Genomic DNA, 20,710 nt, shown 5'->3' on the forward strand with positions numbered 1-20,710 from the left:
TAAGCGTCAGGGAGCAGCGCCGATGGCCAATCACCCACGTGCCGGGCAACCCGCCCAGCAGAGCGATTTGATTAACGTTGCACAATTAACGTCACAATATTATGTCCTGCAGCCCGATGTGGCGAACCCGGAACATGCGGTGAAATTTGGCACCTCTGGCCATCGCGGCAGTGCAGGGCGTCAAAGCTTCAACGAGATGCACATTCTGGCGATTGCACAGGCGATTGCGGAAGAGCGTAAAAAGAACGGCATCACCGGGCCTTGCTACGTCGGCAAAGATACGCATGCGCTCTCTGAGCCGGCAATTCTGTCGGTGCTGGAAGTGCTGGCAGCGAATGGCGTTGACGTGATTGTGCAGCAGGACAATGGCTATACGCCGACCCCTGCCATCTCAAATGCGATCCTTGAGCACAACAAATCGGGTGGCCCGCTGGCTGACGGCATCGTGATTACGCCGTCCCATAACCCACCGGAAGATGGCGGCATCAAGTACAACCCACCTAATGGCGGACCGGCTGATACCAACGTCACCAAAGTGGTGGAAGATCGCGCTAATCAGCTGATCAAAGATGGCCTGAAAGAGGTTAAGCGTCTGCCACTGGAGCAGGCACTGGCCAGCGGTCATGTGGTCGAGAAAGATTTGATTCAGCCTTACGTTGAAGGCCTGGCCGAAATTATCGATTTCCCGGCTATCCAGAAAGCGGGCCTGAAGCTGGGCGTTGATCCGCTTGGTGGTTCAGGTATCGCCTACTGGCAGCGCATTGCGGAACACTACAAGCTGGATCTGACGCTGGTCAATGACGCGGTCGATCAGACTTTCCGCTTTATGCATCTGGATAAAGATGGCGTGGTGCGCATGGACTGCTCGTCTGAAAGCGCCATGGCAGGCCTGCTGGCTTACCGCGACAAGTTTGATCTGGCATTCGGTAACGATCCCGATTATGACCGTCACGGCATTGTGACCCCGGCGGGTCTGATGAATCCAAACCACTATCTGGCTGTGGCGATTAACTACCTGTTCCAGCATCGTCCGCAGTGGGGCCAGGACGTTGCCGTCGGCAAAACGCTGGTTTCCAGCGCCATGATTGACCGTGTGGTTAATGACATTGGTCGCAAGCTGGTGGAAGTGCCGGTCGGCTTCAAGTGGTTTGTTGATGGTCTGTATGACGGCAGCTTCGGCTTCGGTGGCGAAGAGAGCGCGGGTGCCTCATTCCTGCGTTTCGATGGTACGCCGTGGTCAACGGACAAAGATGGCATCATCATGTGTCTGCTGGCGGCTGAGATTACTGCCGTGACCGGTAAAAACCCTCAGCAGCATTACGATGAGCTGGCTGCACGCTTTGGTGCGCCGAGCTACAACCGTCTGCAGGCATCAGCGACTTCCGCGCAGAAAGCGGCGCTGTCGAAGCTCTCTCCTGAGATGGTCAGCGCGGATACACTGGCAGGTGACCCGATCACCGCTCGCCTGACGGCAGCACCGGGCAATGGCGCATCCATTGGCGGTCTGAAAGTGATGACGGAGAATGGCTGGTTTGCGGCCCGTCCGTCAGGCACTGAAGACGCCTACAAGATTTACTGTGAAAGCTTCCTGGGCGCAGAACACCGCGCGCAGATCGAGAAAGAAGCAGTAGAGATTGTCAGCGAAGTGCTGAAAAACGCCTGATCCGTCGGGCAATGAAAAGGCGCCGCGGGCGCCTCAGACTGCTCCCTTACTCGCATCAGGGCATATCCTGCCGCAACGGATTAACCTGATGCGCAGGGGACAGGGTCAGAAGAGGAAAGCGTCCCGCGCCAGGGAAGGCGCGGGCCGAGCAGTCAGGGATGACGGTTTTGCGTCTTTCCGATCTGACCCTGTTCCCTGAGCAGGCTCCGTCTTACAGCGATACCTGCCCGATTCTGTCAGTATCAGAAGGCGCCTCTGGCGCCTTTTTTCATGGCATAAAACGGTAGCCGATGCCGGTTTCTGTCAGCAGATGCGCAGGCTGTGTCGGGTTGGCTTCCAGCTTCTGACGCAGATGTCCCATATAGATGCGCAGATAGTGGCTGTGTTCCACCGCATTCGGTCCCCAGACCTGGCTCAGCAGTTGCCGCTGTGTCAGCACCTTCCCGGCATTGTTCAGCAGAATACTCAGCAGGCGAAATTCAATAGGAGTGAGGTGAACCTCACTGTCGCCGCGCTGCACCCGTCGTGCGGCAAAATCGACACTGACATCGGCAAAATGAACCCGGGCGTCGGGCTGCTGACTGCTATGACGGCGCAGCGCAACCCGCACGCGCGCCATCAGTTCGCCGATGCCAAAGGGTTTGGTCAGATAGTCATCCGCACCGGCATCCAGTGCCGCGATCTTATCCTGCTCATCACTGCGCGCGGATAGCACAATCACCGGCATGGCGCTCCACTGGCGCAGATCGCGGATAAAATCGGTGCCATCCCCATCCGGCAGGCCCAGATCCAGGATAACCAGATCGGGTTTACGGGTCGCTGCCTCAATCAGTCCGCGCTGCAGCGTATCTGCATCAAAAACTTTAAGGGCTTCACTCTCCAGTGCGAGCCGGACAAAGCGACGGATCTCTTTTTCATCTTCAACGATCAAAACCGTGGTCACGCAATACCTGCCTTAACGGGGTGCCGAAGCGCTACTTTATCAATATTTCTGGCTGCCGTCCGGCGGCTTCATCTATCAGTTGCTTCCACCTCTTTAGTAACCAGCAGGTAACTTATCTGTAACTTAATTACAGGCTGATTCTTAAACAGCAAAAATAGCGGTAATTAAGTGGTCAGATGAGTAGTAAAATTACACAATCTGGCGTAAAGTCAGACACAGATCACATTCGCACCGTTTCGCTCGCCGGGAGGAAAAACCATGTATCAGGCTTATCCACGCTACAAAATTATTGCACGCCGCACGCTGGTGGTTCTTCTCGGCGTTATGGCGCTTCCTGTCATGCTTTTTCGCCAGGATCGCGCCCGTTTCTACAGCTATCTGCACCGCATCTGGTGTAAAACCAGCGCCAAACCGGTCTGGCTGGCCCAGTCAGAAGCAGCAGGCGGCGTCTTCTGGTAAAGCCTCCTGTCAGCAAACAGGCCCGGTCAGCAGACCGGGCTTTTTTTTACTTTTTTTCTACAATAATGAGAGCAACCTGTTGCTTTAACGCTGTCTTCCTGACCATTTTACGCTACACTTAAACCTCTACAAGATTTCAGAGGTTGTACAAGTATGAGCAATAAAATCCCCGTTGGAATCAGTGCATGCCTGCTCGGCGATAGCGTCAGGTTTGATGGTGGCCATAAGCGTCTTACTTTTGCGACCCAGGATCTTACGCCCTTTGTCCGTTTTGAGCCGATCTGTCCTGAAATGGCGATTGGCCTGCCTACACCGCGTCCGGCATTACGGCTGGTGAAGCAGGGCGATGATGATGAGCTGCATCTCTGCTTCAGCAAAGATGGCGGGGAAGAAGTCACCCGCCAGATGCGTGACTGGTCAGCAGAGCGGGTAAAATCGCTGCATCATCTTTCGGGCTACATCCTGTGTGCCAAATCCCCCAGCTGTGGCATGGAGCGTGTGCGGGTCTATGAACCTGACACCAACAACAACCGCAAAGTCGGCACCGGCATCTTCGCTGAATTTCTGCAGCGCGAAATGCCCTGGCTGCCGCTGGAAGAAGATGGTCGCCTGCACGATCCGGCGCTGCGTGAAAACTTCATCGGCCGCATCTGCGCGCTGCATGAGTTTAATCAGATGTGGCAACAGGGACTGACCCGCCACGGGCTGATCGCCTTCCATAGCCGCTACAAGCTGATGATGCTGGCGCACTCGCAGGAGAAATATCGCGAGCTGGGACCTTTTGTCGCTTCCATGAGCCAGTGGGATTCGCTGGACGCCTTTGCGTTTGAATACCGCAACCGCATGATGGCGCTGATGTCTCGTCCCGCGTCACGTCGCAATCACACCAATGTCCTGATGCACGTGCAGGGCTATTTCCGCCGTCAGCTCAGCTCGCCACAGCGTCAGGAGCTGGCCACGCTGATTGACCGCTATCGCCAGGGGACACAGCCGCTGCTGGTGCCGATCACCATCCTCAAGCACTACATGGCGGAGTTCCCGCATCCGTGGCTGGCTCAGCAACGTTATTTTGACCCCTATCCCGAAGCCTTGTGCTTACGCTACGGACAGTAATTCAGGAGGCGTATGACCACCCATCTGGTCTGGCTGCGTAACGACTTACGCATCAACGATAATCTGGCGCTGCACGCCGCCTGTCGCGACAGCAAGGCGAACGTAATTGCGCTCTTCATGGCGACGCCGGAACAGTGGCAACAGCATGAGATGTCACCTAAACAGGCTGCCTTTATCCACGCCAGCCTGCTGGAAGTGCAGGATGCGCTGGCAGAGCGGGGCATCAGACTGCACTACCAGGCGTGTAACACTTTCAGCGACAGCATTGATGCTCTGGCAGCGTTTTGTGAAAAGCAGAAGGTCGACCAGCTTTTCTATAACTATCAGTATGAGGTCAATGAGCGTCAGCGTGATGCAGAAGCTGAAAAGCGTCTCGACAAGGCGGGGGTTATCTGTCAGGGATTTGATGACAGTCTGCTGCTGGCACCCGGTAGCGTACAGAGCGGCGACCGCTCCATGTATAAGGTGTTCACGCCCTTCAGCAAAGCCTTTGTCCGACGTCTCCAGCAGGGATTGCCGGAGTGCGTCCCTGCGCCAAAAGCGCGTGAAGGCGCACCGCTGAAGACTCAGGCAATTCCTGCATTTGACTACCCCAAAGGCGAGTTTGACCGGGATCTTTTTCCGCCAGGCGAAACCGCGGCGCTGAAGCGTCTGCGCCACTTCGCTAAACAGCCGGTGCTGGACTATCCCGACAAACGCGATCTGCCCGCGCTGGATGCGACCAGCCGTCTGTCGGTTTATCTGGCAACAGGCGTTCTGTCACCCCGCCAGTGTCTGCATCGTGTCCTGCATGAACATCCCGATGCGCTGGACAACAGCCGCGCATTTACCTGGCTGAATGAGCTCATCTGGCGCGAATTTTACCGGCATCTGCTGGTCGCCTATCCGTCTCTGTGCCGCCATAAGCCCTTTGTTGACTGGACGCACCGGGTGGAATGGCAGCGCAATGAGGCCCATTTCGACGCCTGGAAAGCGGGGAAAACGGGCTTTCCGATCGTTGACGCTGCGATGCGGCAGATGAAGGAGATGGGCTGGATGCATAACCGGTTACGCATGATCACCGCCAGCTTTCTGGTGAAGGATCTGCTGATCGACTGGCGCGAAGGGGAGCGCTATTTTATGCAGCAGCTGATTGATGGCGATCTGGCGGCGAACAATGGCGGCTGGCAGTGGGCCGCGTCAACCGGGACGGACGCCGCACCCTATTTCCGAATCTTTAACCCGACGACCCAGGGCGAGCGCTTCGATCCGCAGGGCGACTTTATCCGCCACTATCTGCCGGAACTGGCCGATGTCCCCGACAGCGATATTCACCAGCCGCACCGCTGGGCGGAGAAGCATCATAAGAAACTCGATTATCCGGCGCCAATCGTGGATCATAAGGCTGCACGTAAAAAGACATTAGACGCCTTTGAGCGCGCCAAAAGCGCCGCCTGAGGCCTCGCAGGAGCCTGAATGAATCATTACGAACTGGAGGCGCTGATTAATCAGCATCTCAACAGCCATACCTTCAGCGATTATGCCCCCAACGGTTTACAGGTTGAGGGACGCAGTGAGGTTAAGCGGGTTATCACCGGTGTCACAGCCTGTCAGGCATTGCTCGATGAGGCAGTCGCCCGCGAGGCCGATGCGATAATTGTCCATCACGGCTATTTCTGGAAAAGCGAACCGGCCGCGATTAAAGGGATGAAGCGCCGCCGTCTGCGGACCCTGCTGGCGAATGATATCAATCTCTACGGCTGGCACCTGCCGCTTGATGCGCACCCGGAACTGGGCAACAACGCGCAGCTGGCAAAACTGCTGGATATTGAGATTCAGGGTGAAGTGATGCCGCTCGTTTTCCATGGGGAACTGGCAGAGCCGCTCTCCGGCGAACAGCTGGCCAGCCGAATCGGGGAGCGGCTGGGACGTCAGCCGCTGCATTGCGGTGACAACGCGCCGGCCCTGATTCGCCGTATTGCCTGGTGCAGCGGAGGCGGGCAGGGCTTTATCGACCAGGCTGCGGCCGCAGGCGTCGATGCTTACCTTACCGGTGAAGTTTCTGAACAGACCATCCACAGTGCGCGTGAGCAGGGGCTGCACTTCTTTGCCGCAGGGCACCATGCTACCGAGCGGGGCGGCGCAAAAGCGCTGGGCGAGTGGCTGGCGCAGCACCACAATCTGGACGTAACCTTCATCGATATTCCTAACCCTGCCTGATGCCCTTCCCGGTCCTGCGCACCTGCGCAGGGCCTTATTTCCTGACGCTATTCCTGCTGCTGTACGCCTGCGCAGGCCCTTATTCTTCGATGAGAACCCACGCTGCTGCGCGCCTGCAGCGGAGCTTATTGATTGACATCTTCCTGTCACTTTCGCATAACTGTTTGCTTTATGTAGATAAGGCACTGGCCGAACCGCTGCTTTTGGCGGCACGGTCAGGCGCGATCTCAACTGAGCGGGAGGTAGCGGTTGCAACGAGCACGGTGTTATTTATCAGGGGAACGCGCTGTCGTGCTGGAGCTGGAACCGCCGGTTTCACTGGAGAGCCAGCAACGCATCTGGGGACTCAATCAGCGGCTGCGCGATCATGAGAGCGTGCAGGAAGTGATCCCCGGCATGAACAACATCACCCTGATCCTGCGCGATCCCCAGCAGAATGCGCTGGATGCGATAGAGCGTCTTCAGCGCTGGTGGGAGGAGAGTGAGGCGGAATTTCCCGCGTCGCGGGAGGTGTCGATCCCGGTGATCTATGGCGGCTCCACTGGCCCCGATCTGACCGTAGTGGCGGAACATGCCGGACTGACGCCCCGTCAGGTGGTTGAGCTGCACAGCAGCAGCGAATATGTGGTGTTTTTTATCGGCTTCCAGCCCGGTTTCCCCTATCTCGGCGGACTCGATTCCCGTCTGCACACGCCTCGCCGTGCTGAACCCAGAGTCGCGGTGCCCGCCGGATCGGTCGGCATCGGTGGCAGCCAGACCGGCATCTATCCGCTGGCCTCGCCCGGTGGCTGGCAGCTGATCGGACATACCTCCACCGCGCTGTTCGATCCGCGCCAGCAACCGCCTGTGTTGCTGCGTCCCGGCGACCGCGTGCGCTTTGTGCCGCAACAGGAGGGCGTATGTTAAACATTCTGCGAGCCGGACTGGCCACCACGATTCAGGATGCCGGTCGCACTGGCTGGCGGCAGTATGGCATCAGCCCCGGCGGCGTGCTCGACTATCCTGCTATGTTTACCGCCAATGTGCTGGTGGGCAATGCGCCCCACAGCGCGGTGCTGGAGATCGTGCTGGGCCAGTTTAAAGCGGAGTTTACCCGCAATGGCTGGTTTGCGCTGACGGGGGCGGGCTGTCAGGCGGAGCTGGATGGTCAGCCGGTCTGGACAGGCTGGCGCACTGCAGTAAAAAAAGGGCAGGTACTCTCGCTGGCAATGCCGAAGCGCGGCATGCGCAGCTATCTGGCGGTGCAGGGCGGTTTTGATCTGCCGGAGATGCTCGGCTCGCTCAGCACCGATCTCAAAGCGGGTTTTGGCGGCTTCAAAGGGCGAATCTTGCAGGATGGCGATCGCCTGCCGCTGGGCAAACCGACCCGGACGTTCGACCGCAAAGCCGGGGTGCGGCAACTGCTGTGGGGCAACCGGATTCGTGCGCTGCCCGGCCCGGAGTACCACGAATTCAGCCGCGACGCGCAGCAGGCATTCTGGCGCACCGCCTGGAAACTCAGCCCGCAAAGTAACCGGATGGGCTACCGGCTGGAGGGGCGGCAACTCAGTCGTGAAAATTCGCGTGAACTGCTGTCACACGGCGTCATGCCGGGCGTGATTCAGGTGCCACCCAGCGGACAGCCCATCGTGCTGATGGCGGATGCCCAGACCACCGGTGGCTATCCACGCATTGCCTCGGTTATCGAAGCCGATCTCTATCACCTGGCGCAAATCCGTCTGGGTGAACCTGTTCACTTTATTCACTGCACCCTGCCGGAGGCGATGCTGGCGCGCCAGCATCAGCAACGCGCACTGGATCAGATGATGTGGGGGCTTAATGAAGATTGATTTAAATGCCGATCTCGGCGAGGGCTGCGCCAGCGATGAGGCACTGCTGCAACTGGTCAGTTCTGCCAACATCGCCTGTGGCTTTCATGCCGGTGACGCGCAGACCATGCTGCAGTCGGTGCGATGGGCGCAGGCATCGGGCGTGGCCATCGGCGCGCATCCCTCGTTTCCTGACCGGGAAAACTTTGGCCGCCGCGCCATGCAGCTGCCGCCGGAGACGCTTTACGCCCAGATGATCTACCAGATTGGCGCGCTGAAAAGCCTGGCGGAAAGTGAAGGGGCGCGGCTGGTCCACGTCAAACCGCACGGCATGCTCTACAACCAGGCCGCAGCCGATCCGGTGCTGGCTGACACCATCGCCCGCGCCATCAGGGCGGTTGACAGCCAGCTGATCGTGACAGGGCTGGCTGGCAGCGAATCGATCCGCGCCGCGGCGCACTACGGCTTACGCACCCGGGAAGAGGTTTTTGCTGACCGGGGTTACCTGAGCAGCGGGGCACTGGTGCCGCGCAGCGAACCGGGCGCACTGATTGAGGATGAACAGCAGGCCATTGATCAGACGCTGACGATGGTCCGGCAGGGCAAAGTCAGAAGTATCAGTGGTGAATGGGTCGCGGTGAATGCGCAGACCGTCTGCTTACATGGCGACGGCGCACACGCGCTGCAGTTTGCCCGGCGGTTGCGTGATGCCTTCGCCGCTCAGCAGATTGCGGTTACCAGCGCCTGAATAACATTTAGCCCGGCTTATGCCGGGTTTTTCAACTCTGAGGGAAAACCATGGAAAGTGCAGTCAATCTCTGGCCGTTACTGGGCATTGCCGCCATCGTTATCGGCTTCGTGTTACGTTTCAATCCGGTGCTGGTCGTGATCGTCGCCGGATTCGTCACCGGTCTGGCGGCGATGATGCCGCTGGCGGACATTCTGGAAAAGCTCGGCGCCGGTTTTCTGAACACCCGTAACCTGCCGCTGATTCTGCTGCTGCCGCTGGCGGTCATCGGCCTGCTGGAGCGTCACGGGCTGAAGGAGCGGGCACAGGCATGGATCGCACAGATAAAAACGGCCACCGCCGGACGTCTGCTGATCGTCTATCTGTTTGTTCGTGAAATCACCGCCGCGCTGGGATTAACCAGCCTGGGTGGCCATCCGCAGATGGTACGTCCGTTGCTGGCCCCGATGGCAGAGGGGGCAACGGAAAACCGCTATGGTGAGATCACACCTGAACTGCGCTACCGGCTGCGCGCCATGTCTGCGGCCACCGATAATGTCGGCCTCTTCTTTGGTGAGGATATCTTCGTGGCATTTGGCGCGATTATCTTTATGCATAACTTTATGCAGGAGTCGGCCGGGATTCAGACCGAACCGCTGCACATTGCGTTATGGGGCATTCCGACCGCGCTTGCCGCCTTTCTGATCCACTCGACCCGTCTGATGCGTCTGGATCGTCAGCTGGCGCGGGAACTGCAGCAGCTGAACAACCAGGCGCTGAAAGCCCGGGGAGGTGAATAATGTTCCAGCAACAATATCTGATGTGGCTGGCGGGCATTATCCTGCTGGTGGTTGCGATCCTCTCCTGGCGCGACAGCGCAAATCCGCGCCGTTTTACCACCGGACTCTTCTGGGCGTTGTATGGCCTGGTATTTCTGGTGGGGGACTGGACGACGCAGATGATGAGCAGCCTGATGGGCTCGGATGCTGCGGGCACCCGAATGCTGCACATCACCATCGGTGTCATTGTGGTGGTGATGGCGTTGATCGCCGGTTTCGGGGGTGTCCGGCTGGGTCGTTATCATCAGCGCAGTGATGAAGAGAAGCAGGCCAGCGCAGGGCGTCTGGGCAATAAACTGTTTCTGCCCGCGCTGGCGATCCCGGTCGTGACTGTGATCGGTGTGCTGGCGTTTAACCATATTCCCGGTCTGCAGGATGCGGTTTTCGGACCCGGCAACCACGCCACGCTGGTGACGCTTTTCTCCATGATGGTGGGCTGTCTGATCGGCTGGCTGGTGGCGTTAAAACTGACTCATGAAACACCGGTGCAGTCGATGCAGGAGACCCGCCGTCTGCTGGATTCGGTTGGCTGGGCCTTTATTCTGCCGCAAATTCTCGCCACCCTGGGACTGCTCTTTACCAGCGCGGGCGTGGGCGGTGCGATTTCGCATCTGACTGAGACCTGGCTGGCGGTAGACAACCGCTTTGTCGCGGTCACCGTTTATGCCGTCGGAATGGCGCTGTTGACCATGATCATGGGTAACGCTTTTGCCGCGTTTCCGATTATTACCGCAGGTGTCGGCATCCCGATCTTAGTGCTGCAGCACGGCGGTAATCCGGCGGTGATGGCCGCGATTGGCATGTTCTCCGGCTACTGCGGCACCCTGATGACGCCGATGGCGGCCAACTTCAATATCGTCCCGGCCGCGCTGCTGGAACTGCCGGACCGTAACGCGGTGATCAGGGCTCAGATTCCAACCGGTGTGCTACTGTTAATTGTTAACATTTTCCTGCTCTATTTCCTGATGTTTCTGTGAGGCCGCATGAAAACTGTTCTGATGACCGCCTTTGAACCTTTTGGCGGTGAAACGATTAACCCGTCATGGGAAGCGGTCCGCGCACTGGAGGGCAAACAGATCGGTGACGCCACCATCGTTATCCGCCAGTTACCTGTCGTCTTCCGCGATGTGCTGACGGTGCTCTATCAGGCACTGGATGAGGTTAAACCGGATCTCATTCTGTCCGTGGGGCAGGCGGGGGGCCGTAGCGATATCAGCGTTGAACGTATCGGCATTAATGTGGATGACGCCCGTATCCCGGACAATGCCGGTCATCAGCCGGTGGATGAGCCCGTGGTCGCGGGCGGCCCGGCAGCCTACTTTTCCCGTCTGCCAATCAAAGCGATCGTTGCGGCCGTGCGCGAAGCGGGCATTCCCGCCTCGGTTTCACAAACCGCCGGCACCTTTACCTGCAACCGGGTGATGTATGGCCTGCTGCACTGGCTGGCGCAGCAGGAGCGCCCGGCGCGGGGTGGTTTTATCCATATCCCTTATCTGCCCGAGCAGGCGGCGCAGCATCCCGGTGTGCCGAGCATGGCGGTCGCAACGATTATCAGGGCGCTGGAAATTGCAGTGCAGGTGACGCTGGAAACCGGCGACGACATAAAACAGGTGGGCGGAGCCACCCATTAAGAGGATGAAGGATGCCTGAAGGACCGGAAATCCGCCGTGTGGCGGATAAACTTGAAGTCGCGATTGTGGGGCAGCCGCTGACAGAGGCGTGGTTTGCATTTCCTCAGCTGAAAACCTACGAACCGGCCCTGATTGGCGAGCAGGTGCAGGCGATTGAGACGCGCGGAAAGGCGTTGCTGACGCACTTCAGCAATGGCCTGACGCTCTATAGCCACAACCAGCTCTACGGCGTCTGGCGCATCGTCAAACCTGACACCGAACTTAACACCACACGTCAGCTGCGGGTGCGGCTGGCGACGGCGGATAAAGCGATTCTGCTCTACAGCGCCTCCGACATTGAACTGCTCAACGCGGATACGCTGGCGGCCCACCCGTTCCTGAATCGTATCGGGCCGGATGTGCTGAGTAGCGGTGTGACGGTGGATGAGGTCAGGGAAAGGCTGCTCTCACCCCGCTTCCGGCGACGCCAGTTCAGCGGTCTGCTGCTGGATCAGGCGTTTCTGGCCGGGCTGGGCAACTACCTGCGCGCTGAAATTCTCTGGCTGGCACAGCTGCTGCCTCACCATAAGGCTCAGGAGCTGAGCGACGATCAGCTGACTGCTTTCAGCGAAGCACTGCTGTCGGTACCGCGTCACGCCTACCGGATGCGCGGAACCATGAAGAAATATCATGAGGAAGCGGCCTTTCAGTTTGAGGTGTTTCACCGCCAGGGCAAGACGTGCCGGCGATGTGGCACAACCATTGAGAAGGGCACGCTCTCATCGCGGCCTTTTTACTGGTGTCCGGGCTGTCAGAGGTAGAGAGAGGGATTCCTGCGGCGCCATCATAAGCAAAAGCAGGTTGAGTCCGGCCGCGGCAAACAGGTCAAAAGCGCAGGGAACAGGGGTAGAAGAGGAAAGCGTCCCGCGCCAGGGAAGGCGCGGGCCGAGCGGCCATGGATGGCCTGAGCGACTTTCCGATCTGACCCTGTTCCCTGAGCAGGCTCGGTCCCGCAGCAGCAGTGACTGTGCAGACCTCATTTCATCAGGCATGTGAAGGGAATTACAGAGGGAAAGAAGGGCTTCGCAGAGGAAAGGTTTGCTATGCAGGCACGGCATAACCGCTCGCCGCGCCAGATCAGAATCACGTCGCCAGGCGGGGATCGCTCCCCGCCATCACGAACTTACTTCTCCAGCTTAGAGCTGAATTCACGCTCAGTGTAACCGGTGTATAGCTGACGCGGACGGGCAATCTTCATGCCTTCGTCGTGCATCTCTTTCCAGTGTGCAATCCAGCCAACGGTCCGGGCCATCGCGAAGATCACCGTAAACATGGAGGAAGGAATCCCCATCGCTTTCAGAATAATACCGGAGTAGAAGTCGACGTTCGGATAGAGCTTACGCTCGATGAAGTACGGGTCGTTCAGCGCGATGTGTTCCAGCTCCATCGCCACTTCCAGAAGGTCATCTTTCATACCCAGCTCATTCAGGACTTCATGGCAGGTATCACGCATCACGGTCGCGCGTGGATCGTAGTTTTTGTAAACGCGATGACCAAAGCCCATCAAGCGGAAGGAGTCATTCTTATCCTTGGCACGTTTAACGAACTCAGGAATGTGCTCAACGCTGCTGATCTCTTCCAGCATACGCAGCGTCGCTTCGTTTGCACCGCCGTGCGCCGGTCCCCACAGGGAGGCGATCCCGGCGGCGATACAGGCAAACGGGTTCGCACCACTTGAACCGGCGGTACGTACTGTTGAGGTAGAGGCGTTCTGCTCATGGTCAGCATGCAGAATCAGAATACGGTCCATGGCGCGTTCTAGCACCGGGTTAACTTTGTACTCTTCGCATGGCGTAGCGAACATCATGTGCAGGAAGTTACCGGCATAGGAGAGGTCGTTGCGCGGATAAACAAATGGCTGGCCGATGGAATATTTGTAACACATCGCTGCCATGGTCGGCATCTTGGAGAGCAGACGGAATGCCGCGATTTCGCGGTGGCGCTCAATGTTTACATCCAGCGAATCGTGGTAAAACGCCGCCAGTGCACCGGTCACACCGCACATCACCGCCATCGGATGCGAGTCACGACGGAAGCCGTGGAACAGACGGGTAATCTGCTCATGAATCATCGTATGACGGGTAACGGTGGTGCGGAACTCATCAAACTGCTTCTGATCCGGCGCTTCGCCATTCAGCAGGATGTAGCACACTTCCAGATAGTTAGAGTGGGTCGCCAGCTCAGAAATAGGGAAACCACGGTGCAGCAGGATACCTTCGTCACCATCAATAAAGGTGATTTGCGATTCGCAGGACGCTGTAGAAGTGAAACCGGGATCGAAGGTGAACAGGCCACTTGCACCCAGAGAGCGGACATCAACCACATCCTGGCCCAGCGAGCCTTTCAGCACGTCCAGTTCAATAGATGTTCCATCTTGCAGGGTTAGCGTTACTTTTTTATCTGTCATTTTCGTCTCCATAGCGCCTTATGTAGGTAAGGATCTTTAGACACCTGAAACGCGTTCATGTTGCGGTTGGCAAAACAACACAGTATCACTCTGCGGCGATCAGGCCGGTGCAGGGTACAGAGTGAGCGGCGCGTTCCCAGCGGGAACCTGTGAGCCATGGACATGCTGCATATCGCGGTTGTTAAAGATCCGGTCAGGACATAACTTCTTGGTAACCAATAACCTGATGCTTTTTAATGCTCATTATCGCAATGTTACATAACTTGCGCTTAGGGGAAAGTGTATCCCCATAACTTTTGTGCATCATAGGAATTTACAGGCTTAGTTTGTAACTGAATTGTTGAACTATTGTCAAATCAGATAATTAAAATTGTATCAATTGTGAAAATCGTGAGTATGATCACTGTTCTACCTAAAATATACCAAAGAGTTTGTAGGGGAATTGTAATCAGAATGTGATCCTCCTATACTCCAGGCAGGTCTCCGGAACACCCTGACACCAGGAGCCACCCAGCGTTTACTACCGCGTCAATTAACACTGGATGTTGCTTGTTTGGTGACGGTTAAAGTCTGCCACGCGTTGTGATTAGACTCCGCCTCAGGTCCGGAGGAAGCAAAATAAAAAAGAGCTGTGTGGGCAAAACCGTGAAAAAACAAAGACCTGTCAACTTGGATCTCTCGACGATCCGGTTTCCCGTTACTGCAATATCATCCATTCTTCACCGCGTCTCCGGCGTAATCACCCTGGTTGCCATTGGCATCCTGCTGTGGCTACTCGGTCTCTCTCTCTCCTCTCCTGAAGGTTTCCAGCACGCTGCGTCCATTATGGATGGCTTCTTCGCGAAGTTCATCATGTGGGGCATCTTAACGGCGCTGGCCTATCACGCGGTGAGCGGGATTCGTCATATGTTGATGGATTTTGGTTATCTGGCTGAAACGCTGCAGGTCGGTAAGCGCTCAGCACATATAACTTTTGTGATCACTGTCGTGCTGGCAATTCTGGCGGGAGTCCTCGTATGGTAAGCAATGCATCCGCATTGGGTCGCAACGGCATCCAGGACTGGCTGCTGCTGCGCGCAACTGCAATTCTCATTACGCTCTACATCGTCTACATCCTCGGTTTCGTGGTGATGACAGACACGCTGACGTATGACCTGTGGCGTGGCTTCTTCGCCTCCGCCTTCACCAAAGTGTTTACGCTGCTGACGCTCTTCTCCATTCTGATCCACGGCTGGATCGGGATGTGGCAGGTGTTAACAGACTACGTTAAATCGCTGCCAACCCGTTTGTTGCTGCAGTTTATGATTGTCGTGGCGCTGTTGTGGTATGCGATTTATGGCTTTGTTGTGGTGTGGGGTGTGTAAATGAGTTTGCCAATCAGAGAATTTGATGCCGTGGTGATCGGCGCAGGTGGTGCAGGAATGCGCGCCGCACTGCAAATCTCCCAGGGCGGCCAGAGCTGTGCCCTGTTATCCAAAGTTTTCCCGACCCGTTCCCACACGGTATCTGCGCAGGGCGGTATTACCGTTGCGCTGGGTAATACCCACGAAGATAACTGGGAATGGCATATGTACGACACCGTCAAAGGTTCCGACTATATCGGTGACCAGGACGCGATTGAATATATGTGCAAAACCGGCCCGGAAGCGATTCTGGAGCTGGAGCATATGGGCCTGCCATTCTCCCGTCTGGAAGATGGCCGTGTTTATCAGCGTCCGTTTGGTGGTCAGTCGAAAAACTTCGGCGGCGAGCAGGCGGCACGTACGGCGGCGGCCGCTGACCGTACCGGTCACGCCCTGCTGCATACGCTCTATCAGCAGAACCTGAAAAACAAAACCACCATCTTCTCGGAGTGGTACGCGCTGGATCTGGTGAAAAACGCCGATGGCGCGGTAGTGGGTTGTACCGCTATCTGCATCGAAACCGGTGAAACCGTCTACTTCAAAGCGAAGGCGACCATTCTGGCGACCGGCGGTGCAGGCCGTATCTACCAGTCCACCACCAACGCCCACATCAACACCGGTGACGGTGTCGGTATGGCGCTGCGCGCAGGCGTGCCGGTGCAGGATATGGAGATGTGGCAGTTCCACCCAACCGGCATCGCGGGTGCAGGTGTGCTGGTTACGGAAGGCTGCCGTGGTGAAGGTGGCTACCTGCTGAACAAACATGGCGAACGCTTCATGGAGCGTTATGCGCCAAACGCCAAAGACCTGGCGGGCCGCGACGTGGTTGCGCGTTCGATGATGATTGAAATCCGTGAAGGTCGCGGCTGTGACGGTCCGTGGGGCCCGCACATCAAACTGAAACTCGATCATCTGGGTAAAGAGGTACTGGAATCGCGTCTGCCGGGTATCCTGGAGCTGTCGCGCACCTTTGCTCACGCCGATCCGATCAAAGAGCCTATTCCGGTTATCCCGACCTGCCACTACATGATGGGCGGCATTCCGACCAAAGTAACCGGTCAGGCGCTGCGCGTGAACGAGCAGGGCGAAGATGTGGTGATTCCTGGCCTGTTCGCCGTCGGCGAAATCGCCTGTGTTTCGGTGCACGGAGCCAACCGTCTGGGTGGTAACTCCCTGCTGGACCTGGTGGTCTTTGGCCGCGCGGCGGGTCTGCATCTGCTGGAGAGCATCCAGGAGCAGGGCGACCTGCGGGATGCGACCGAAGATGAAATCGCCGTGGCGATGGAGCGTTTCAACCGCTGGGAAAACAACACCACCGGTGAAGACCCGGTTGAGATTCGCAAAGCGCTGCAACGCTGCATGCAGAACAACTTCTCGGTCTTCCGTGAAGGTGATGCGATGGCACAGGGTCTGGAAGAGCTGAAAGAGATTCGCCAGCGCCTGAAGTCAGCGCGTCTGGATGACCGCTCACCCGATTTCAACACCCAGCGTATTGAGTGCCTGGAGCTGGATAACCTGATGGAGACGGCCTTTGCCACGGCGGTCGCGGCTAACTACCGCACCGAGAGCCGCGGTGCGCACAGTCGCTTCGACTTCCCGGATCGTGATGATGAAAACTGGCTGTGCCACAGTCTTTATGTCCCGGAAACCGAAAGCATGACGCGCCGTGAGGTGAACATGCAGCCGAAACTGCGCGCGGCCTTCCCGCCGAAAGTGCGCACCTACTAATTCCGGAGACGACGATGAGACTCGAGTTTTCAATTTATCGCTACAATCCAGACGTCGACGACAAACCGCGTATGCAGGATTACACGCTGGAATCGGAAGATGGTCGTGACATGATGCTGCTGGATGCGCTGATCCGCCTGAAAGAGAAAGATCCGACCCTGGCCTTCCGTCGCTCCTGCCGTGAAGGTGTCTGCGGCTCTGACGGCCTCAACATGAACGGTAAAAACGGTCTGGCCTGCATCACGCCGGTATCGGCACTGGGCAACGGAAAACAGAAAATTGTTATCCGTCCGCTGCCGGGCTTACCGGTCGTGCGTGACCTGGTAGTAGACATGAGCCAGTTTTATGCACAATATGAGAAAATTAAGCCTTTCCTGTTGAATAATGGGGAAAATCCGCCTGCACGTGAACATCTGCAGTCACCGGATGAGCGTGAACATCTGGATGGCCTGTACGAATGTATTCTCTGTGCCTGCTGCTCAACCTCCTGCCCGTCATTCTGGTGGAATCCGGAGAAGTTTATTGGTCCAGCCGGTCTGCTGGCCGCATACCGCTTCCTGATTGACAGCCGCGACACTGAAACCGAGTCGCGCCTCGACAATCTGAATGATGCTTTCAGCGTATTCCGCTGTCACAGCATTATGAACTGTGTGAGCGTATGCCCGAAAGGGCTCAACCCGACGCGCGCCATCGGCCATATCAAGTCGATGCTGCTGCAGCGCGGTGCATGATGTGTACTTGCCGGGAACCTCAGGTTCCCGGTGTTTTACGGAAGCCTCTGTAAGCGCGGTGATGACCACGTTTACAAAGGTTCCCTTACGGGCCACGCGCGCTGCGCAGAGTGCTCGTATCGCTGAACTCACTACGGCAAACCGCGAAAGCGGCAACAAATGAAACCTCAAAAAAGCATAGCAATGCTTAAGGGATCACAATGCAGAACAGCGCGATGAAACCCTGGCTGGACTCTTCCTGGCTGGCCGGCGCGAATCAGTCTTACATAGAGCAGCTCTATGAGGATTTCCTGACCGATCCTGACTCTGTCGATGCAGTGTGGCGCTCGATGTTCCAGCAGTTACCGGGCACCGGAATGAAACCTGAGCAGTTTCACTCCACCACACGTGAGTACTTCCGTCGCCTGGCGAAAGACGCATCTCGTTACACCTCATCTCTCTCCGATCCGGAAACCAACTCCAAGCAAGTGAAAGTGTTGCAGCTGATTAACGCGTTCCGTTTTCGCGGTCATCAGCACGCCAACCTCGATCCGCTTGGCCTGTGGAAACAGGACCGGGTGGCCGATCTTGATCCCGCTTTTCACGATCTGACCGAGGCCGATTTTCAGGAAAGCTTTAACGTCGGCTCTTTTGCCATCGGCAAAGAGACCATGAAGCTGGCCGATCTCTTCGAGGCGCTGACCCAGACTTACTGCGGCTCGATTGGTGCGGAATATATGCACATCAACAACACCGATGAGAAACGCTGGATCCAGCAGCGTCTTGAGTCCGTGGCGGGCCGTGCAGCGTTCAGCAACGAAGAGAAAAAAGGTTTCCTGAAAGAGCTGACCGCCGCAGAAGGGCTGGAGAAATATCTGGGAGCGAAATTCCCGGGTGCGAAACGCTTCTCGCTGGAAGGTGGCGACGCGCTGATTCCGATGCTGCGCGAAATGATCCGTCATGCCGGTAAGAGCGGAACCCGTGAAGTGGTGCTGGGTATGGCGCACCGCGGCCGTCTCAACGTGCTGATCAACGTGCTGGGTAAAAAGCCGCAGGATCTGTTCGACGAGTTCGCCGGTAAACACAAAGAGCATCTGGGCACCGGTGACGTGAAGTACCACATGGGCTTCTCCTCTGACGTGGAAACGGAAGGCGGCCTGGTGCATCTGGCGCTGGCGTTTAACCCGTCGCATCTGGAGATCGTCAGCCCGGTGGTGATGGGCTCGGTTCGTGCCCGTCTCGATCGCCTTGATGAGCCAGCCAGCAATAAAGTCTTACCGATCACCATTCACGGTGATGCGGCCGTCATTGGTCAGGGCGTGGTTCAGGAAACCCTGAACATGTCTCAGGCGCGCGGTTATGAAGTGGGTGGCACGGTTCGCATCGTGATCAACAACCAGGTGGGCTTTACCACCTCTAACCCGAAAGATGCGCGCTCTACGCCATACTGCACCGACATCGGCAAAATGGTGCTGGCGCCGATCTTCCACGTCAACGCTGACGACCCGGAAGCGGTGGCCTTTGTTACCCGTCTGGCACTCGACTACCGCAACACCTTTAAGCGTGATGTGTTTATCGATCTGGTCTGCTATCGCCGTCATGGTCACAACGAGGCGGATGAGCCAAGCGCGACCCAGCCGCTGATGTACCAGAAAATCAAAAAACACCCGACGCCACGCAAAATCTACGCCGACCGTCTGGAAGGTGAAGCCGTTGCCACGCAGGAAGATGCGACCGAGATGGTCAATCTTTACCGTGACGCGCTGGATGCGGGCGAGTGTGTGGTGCCGGAATGGCGTCCGATGAGCCTGCACTCCTTTACCTGGTCACCTTACCTGAACCATGAGTGGGATGAGCCTTATCCGGCGCAGGTTGAGCTGAAACGTCTGAAGGAGCTGGCGCTGCGTATCAGCCAGGTGCCTGAAGAGGTGGAAGTTCAGTCGCGTGTCGCCAAGATCTACAACGACCGTCGCCTGATGGCCGAAGGTGAAAAAGCCTTCGACTGGGGCGGGGCAGAGAACCTGGCCTACGCCACACTGGTCGATGAAGGCATTCCGGTGCGCCTCTCGGGCGAAGATACCGGTCGCGGCACCTTCTTCCACCGTCACGCTGTTATTCATAACCAGGCGAACGGCTCTACCTACACCCCGCTGCACCATGTGCACAGTGGTCAGGGCCAGTTTAAAGTCTGGGACTCCGTGCTGTCCGAAGAGGCGGTGCTGGCCTTTGAATATGGCTACGCAACGGCTGAACCGCGCATCCTGACTATCTGGGAAGCGCAGTTTGGTGACTTCGCCAACGGCGCACAGGTGGTTATCGATCAGTTCATCAGCTCCGGTGAGCAGAAATGGGGCCGCATGTGTGGTCTGGTGATGCTGCTGCCGCACGGCTATGAAGGTCAGGGGCCGGAGCACTCCTCTGCGCGTCTGGAGCGTTATCTGCAACTCTGCGCTGAGCAGAACATGCAGGTCTGCGTGCCTTCAACCCCGGCGCAGGTTTACCACATGCTGCGTCGTCAGGCGCTGCGCGGTATGCGTCGTCCGCTGATTGTGATGTCACCGAAATCACTGCTGCGTCATCCGCTGGCGATCTCGACGCTGGATGAACTGGCAAACGGCAGTTTCCAGCCAGCGATTGGTGAAATTGACGATCTCGATCCGCAGGGCGTGAAACGCGTCGTGCTCTGTTCCGGTAAAGTCTATTACGACCTGCTGGAGCAGCGTCGTAAAAACGAGCAGACCGATGTGGCCATCGTGCGCATCGAGCAGCTCTATCCTTTCCCGCATCAGGCGGTACAGGAAGCATTAAAAGCGTATTCTCACGTGCAGGATTTTGTCTGGTGTCAGGAAGAGCCGCTGAATCAGGGCGCCTGGTATTGCAGCCAGCATCACTTCCGTGAAGTTGTGCCGTTTGGCGCGACCTTACGTTATGCAGGCCGCCCGGCATCCGCCTCACCGGCCGTGGGTTACATGTCCGTACACCAACAACAGCAGCAAGACCTGGTTAATGACGCGCTGAACGTTAATTAATTAAAAGGAAAG

19 protein-coding genes are annotated in these 20,710 nt (G+C 57.3%); 17 read left to right on the forward strand and 2 right to left on the reverse strand.

Annotated features, from left to right (window positions below):
• Positions 1-22: 22 nt before the first annotated feature.
• Positions 23-1,663, forward strand: coding sequence for a phosphoglucomutase (alpha-D-glucose-1,6-bisphosphate-dependent) (gene pgm, locus AC6I7A_RS05220; protein ID WP_009091443.1), 1,641 nt, complete (start codon positions 23-25; stop codon positions 1,661-1,663).
• A gap of 268 nt (positions 1,664-1,931) precedes the next feature.
• Here pgm and kdpE read toward each other — a convergent pair whose 3' ends face one another.
• On the reverse strand, positions 1,932-2,606 hold the full coding sequence (kdpE, locus tag AC6I7A_RS05225) for a two-component system response regulator KdpE (RefSeq protein ID WP_009091441.1): 675 nt from the start codon (positions 2,604-2,606) through the stop codon (positions 1,932-1,934).
• A 258-nt stretch (positions 2,607-2,864) separates the two neighbouring features.
• On the opposite strand from kdpE, the gene AC6I7A_RS05230 reads away from it, so the two are divergent.
• The 11 genes from AC6I7A_RS05230 (at position 2,865) to nei (ending at position 12,182) form a co-directional block, all read left to right on the forward strand.
• The gene (locus AC6I7A_RS05230) at positions 2,865-3,065 is read left to right on the forward strand and encodes a YbfA family protein (RefSeq protein WP_009091439.1); all 201 of its coding nucleotides are present in this window, start codon (positions 2,865-2,867) and stop codon (positions 3,063-3,065) included.
• 153 nt (positions 3,066-3,218) lie between these two features.
• Entirely contained in the window at positions 3,219-4,178 is a 960-nt protein-coding gene (locus tag AC6I7A_RS05235) for a YbgA family protein (RefSeq protein ID WP_058956310.1), read from the forward strand.
• A 12-nt stretch (positions 4,179-4,190) separates the two neighbouring features.
• Entirely contained in the window at positions 4,191-5,615 is a 1,425-nt protein-coding gene (gene phrB, locus AC6I7A_RS05240) for a deoxyribodipyrimidine photo-lyase (protein ID WP_058956309.1), read from the forward strand.
• Positions 5,616-5,633: 18 nt separating this feature from the next.
• Entirely contained in the window at positions 5,634-6,377 is a 744-nt protein-coding gene (locus AC6I7A_RS05245; protein WP_058956308.1) for a type 2 GTP cyclohydrolase I, read from the forward strand.
• 249 nt (positions 6,378-6,626) lie between these two features.
• Positions 6,627-7,283, forward strand: coding sequence for a 5-oxoprolinase subunit PxpB (gene pxpB, locus AC6I7A_RS05250; RefSeq protein ID WP_046101422.1), 657 nt, complete (start codon positions 6,627-6,629; stop codon positions 7,281-7,283).
• Entirely contained in the window at positions 7,277-8,206 is a 930-nt protein-coding gene (gene pxpC / locus AC6I7A_RS05255) for a 5-oxoprolinase subunit PxpC (RefSeq protein ID WP_058956307.1), read from the forward strand. Before pxpB ends, pxpC begins: the two co-directional genes overlap by 7 nt.
• Positions 8,196-8,933, forward strand: coding sequence for a 5-oxoprolinase subunit PxpA (pxpA, locus tag AC6I7A_RS05260; RefSeq protein ID WP_058956306.1), 738 nt, complete (start codon positions 8,196-8,198; stop codon positions 8,931-8,933). The genes pxpC and pxpA overlap by 11 nt, the downstream gene beginning before the upstream one ends.
• Before the next feature lie 50 nt (positions 8,934-8,983).
• Positions 8,984-9,712 (forward strand): DUF969 domain-containing protein, encoded by a 729-nt coding sequence (locus AC6I7A_RS05265; protein ID WP_058956305.1) that lies wholly within the window; start codon positions 8,984-8,986, stop codon positions 9,710-9,712.
• Entirely contained in the window at positions 9,709-10,728 is a 1,020-nt protein-coding gene (locus tag AC6I7A_RS05270; RefSeq protein ID WP_140924572.1) for a DUF979 domain-containing protein, read from the forward strand. Before AC6I7A_RS05265 ends, AC6I7A_RS05270 begins: the two co-directional genes overlap by 4 nt.
• 6 nt (positions 10,729-10,734) lie before the next feature.
• Positions 10,735-11,382: a pyroglutamyl-peptidase I gene (gene pcp / locus AC6I7A_RS05275; RefSeq protein ID WP_009091423.1), complete on the forward strand. Its 648-nt coding sequence runs from the start codon at positions 10,735-10,737 to the stop codon at positions 11,380-11,382.
• 11 nt (positions 11,383-11,393) lie between these two features.
• The gene (gene nei, locus AC6I7A_RS05280; RefSeq protein ID WP_058956303.1) at positions 11,394-12,182 is read left to right on the forward strand and encodes an endonuclease VIII; all 789 of its coding nucleotides are present in this window, start codon (positions 11,394-11,396) and stop codon (positions 12,180-12,182) included.
• Positions 12,183-12,544: 362 nt separating this feature from the next.
• Here nei and AC6I7A_RS05285 read toward each other — a convergent pair whose 3' ends face one another.
• Positions 12,545-13,828, reverse strand: a complete 1,284-nt coding sequence (locus tag AC6I7A_RS05285; RefSeq protein ID WP_009091420.1) for a citrate synthase — start codon at positions 13,826-13,828, stop codon at positions 12,545-12,547.
• Positions 13,829-14,461: 633 nt separating this feature from the next.
• Between AC6I7A_RS05285 and sdhC the strand changes: the two genes are divergently transcribed.
• The 5 genes from sdhC to sucA all read left to right on the forward strand — a co-directional run bounded on the left by sdhC (position 14,462) and on the right by sucA (position 20,698).
• Positions 14,462-14,851 (forward strand): succinate dehydrogenase cytochrome b556 subunit, encoded by a 390-nt coding sequence (gene sdhC / locus AC6I7A_RS05290; RefSeq protein ID WP_009091418.1) that lies wholly within the window; start codon positions 14,462-14,464, stop codon positions 14,849-14,851.
• Positions 14,845-15,192, forward strand: a complete 348-nt coding sequence (gene sdhD / locus AC6I7A_RS05295) for a succinate dehydrogenase membrane anchor subunit (RefSeq protein ID WP_058956302.1) — start codon at positions 14,845-14,847, stop codon at positions 15,190-15,192. Before sdhC ends, sdhD begins: the two co-directional genes overlap by 7 nt.
• Positions 15,193-16,959: a succinate dehydrogenase flavoprotein subunit gene (gene sdhA / locus AC6I7A_RS05300; protein WP_009091415.1), complete on the forward strand. Its 1,767-nt coding sequence runs from the start codon at positions 15,193-15,195 to the stop codon at positions 16,957-16,959.
• Between the two features lie 14 nt (positions 16,960-16,973).
• Positions 16,974-17,690 (forward strand): succinate dehydrogenase iron-sulfur subunit, encoded by a 717-nt coding sequence (locus AC6I7A_RS05305; protein WP_009091413.1) that lies wholly within the window; start codon positions 16,974-16,976, stop codon positions 17,688-17,690.
• Between the two features lie 200 nt (positions 17,691-17,890).
• Positions 17,891-20,698: a 2-oxoglutarate dehydrogenase E1 component gene (gene sucA, locus AC6I7A_RS05310; protein ID WP_009091412.1), complete on the forward strand. Its 2,808-nt coding sequence runs from the start codon at positions 17,891-17,893 to the stop codon at positions 20,696-20,698.
• Positions 20,699-20,710 lie beyond the last annotated feature (12 nt).

This window comes from Type-F symbiont of Plautia stali (assembly GCF_059731105.1).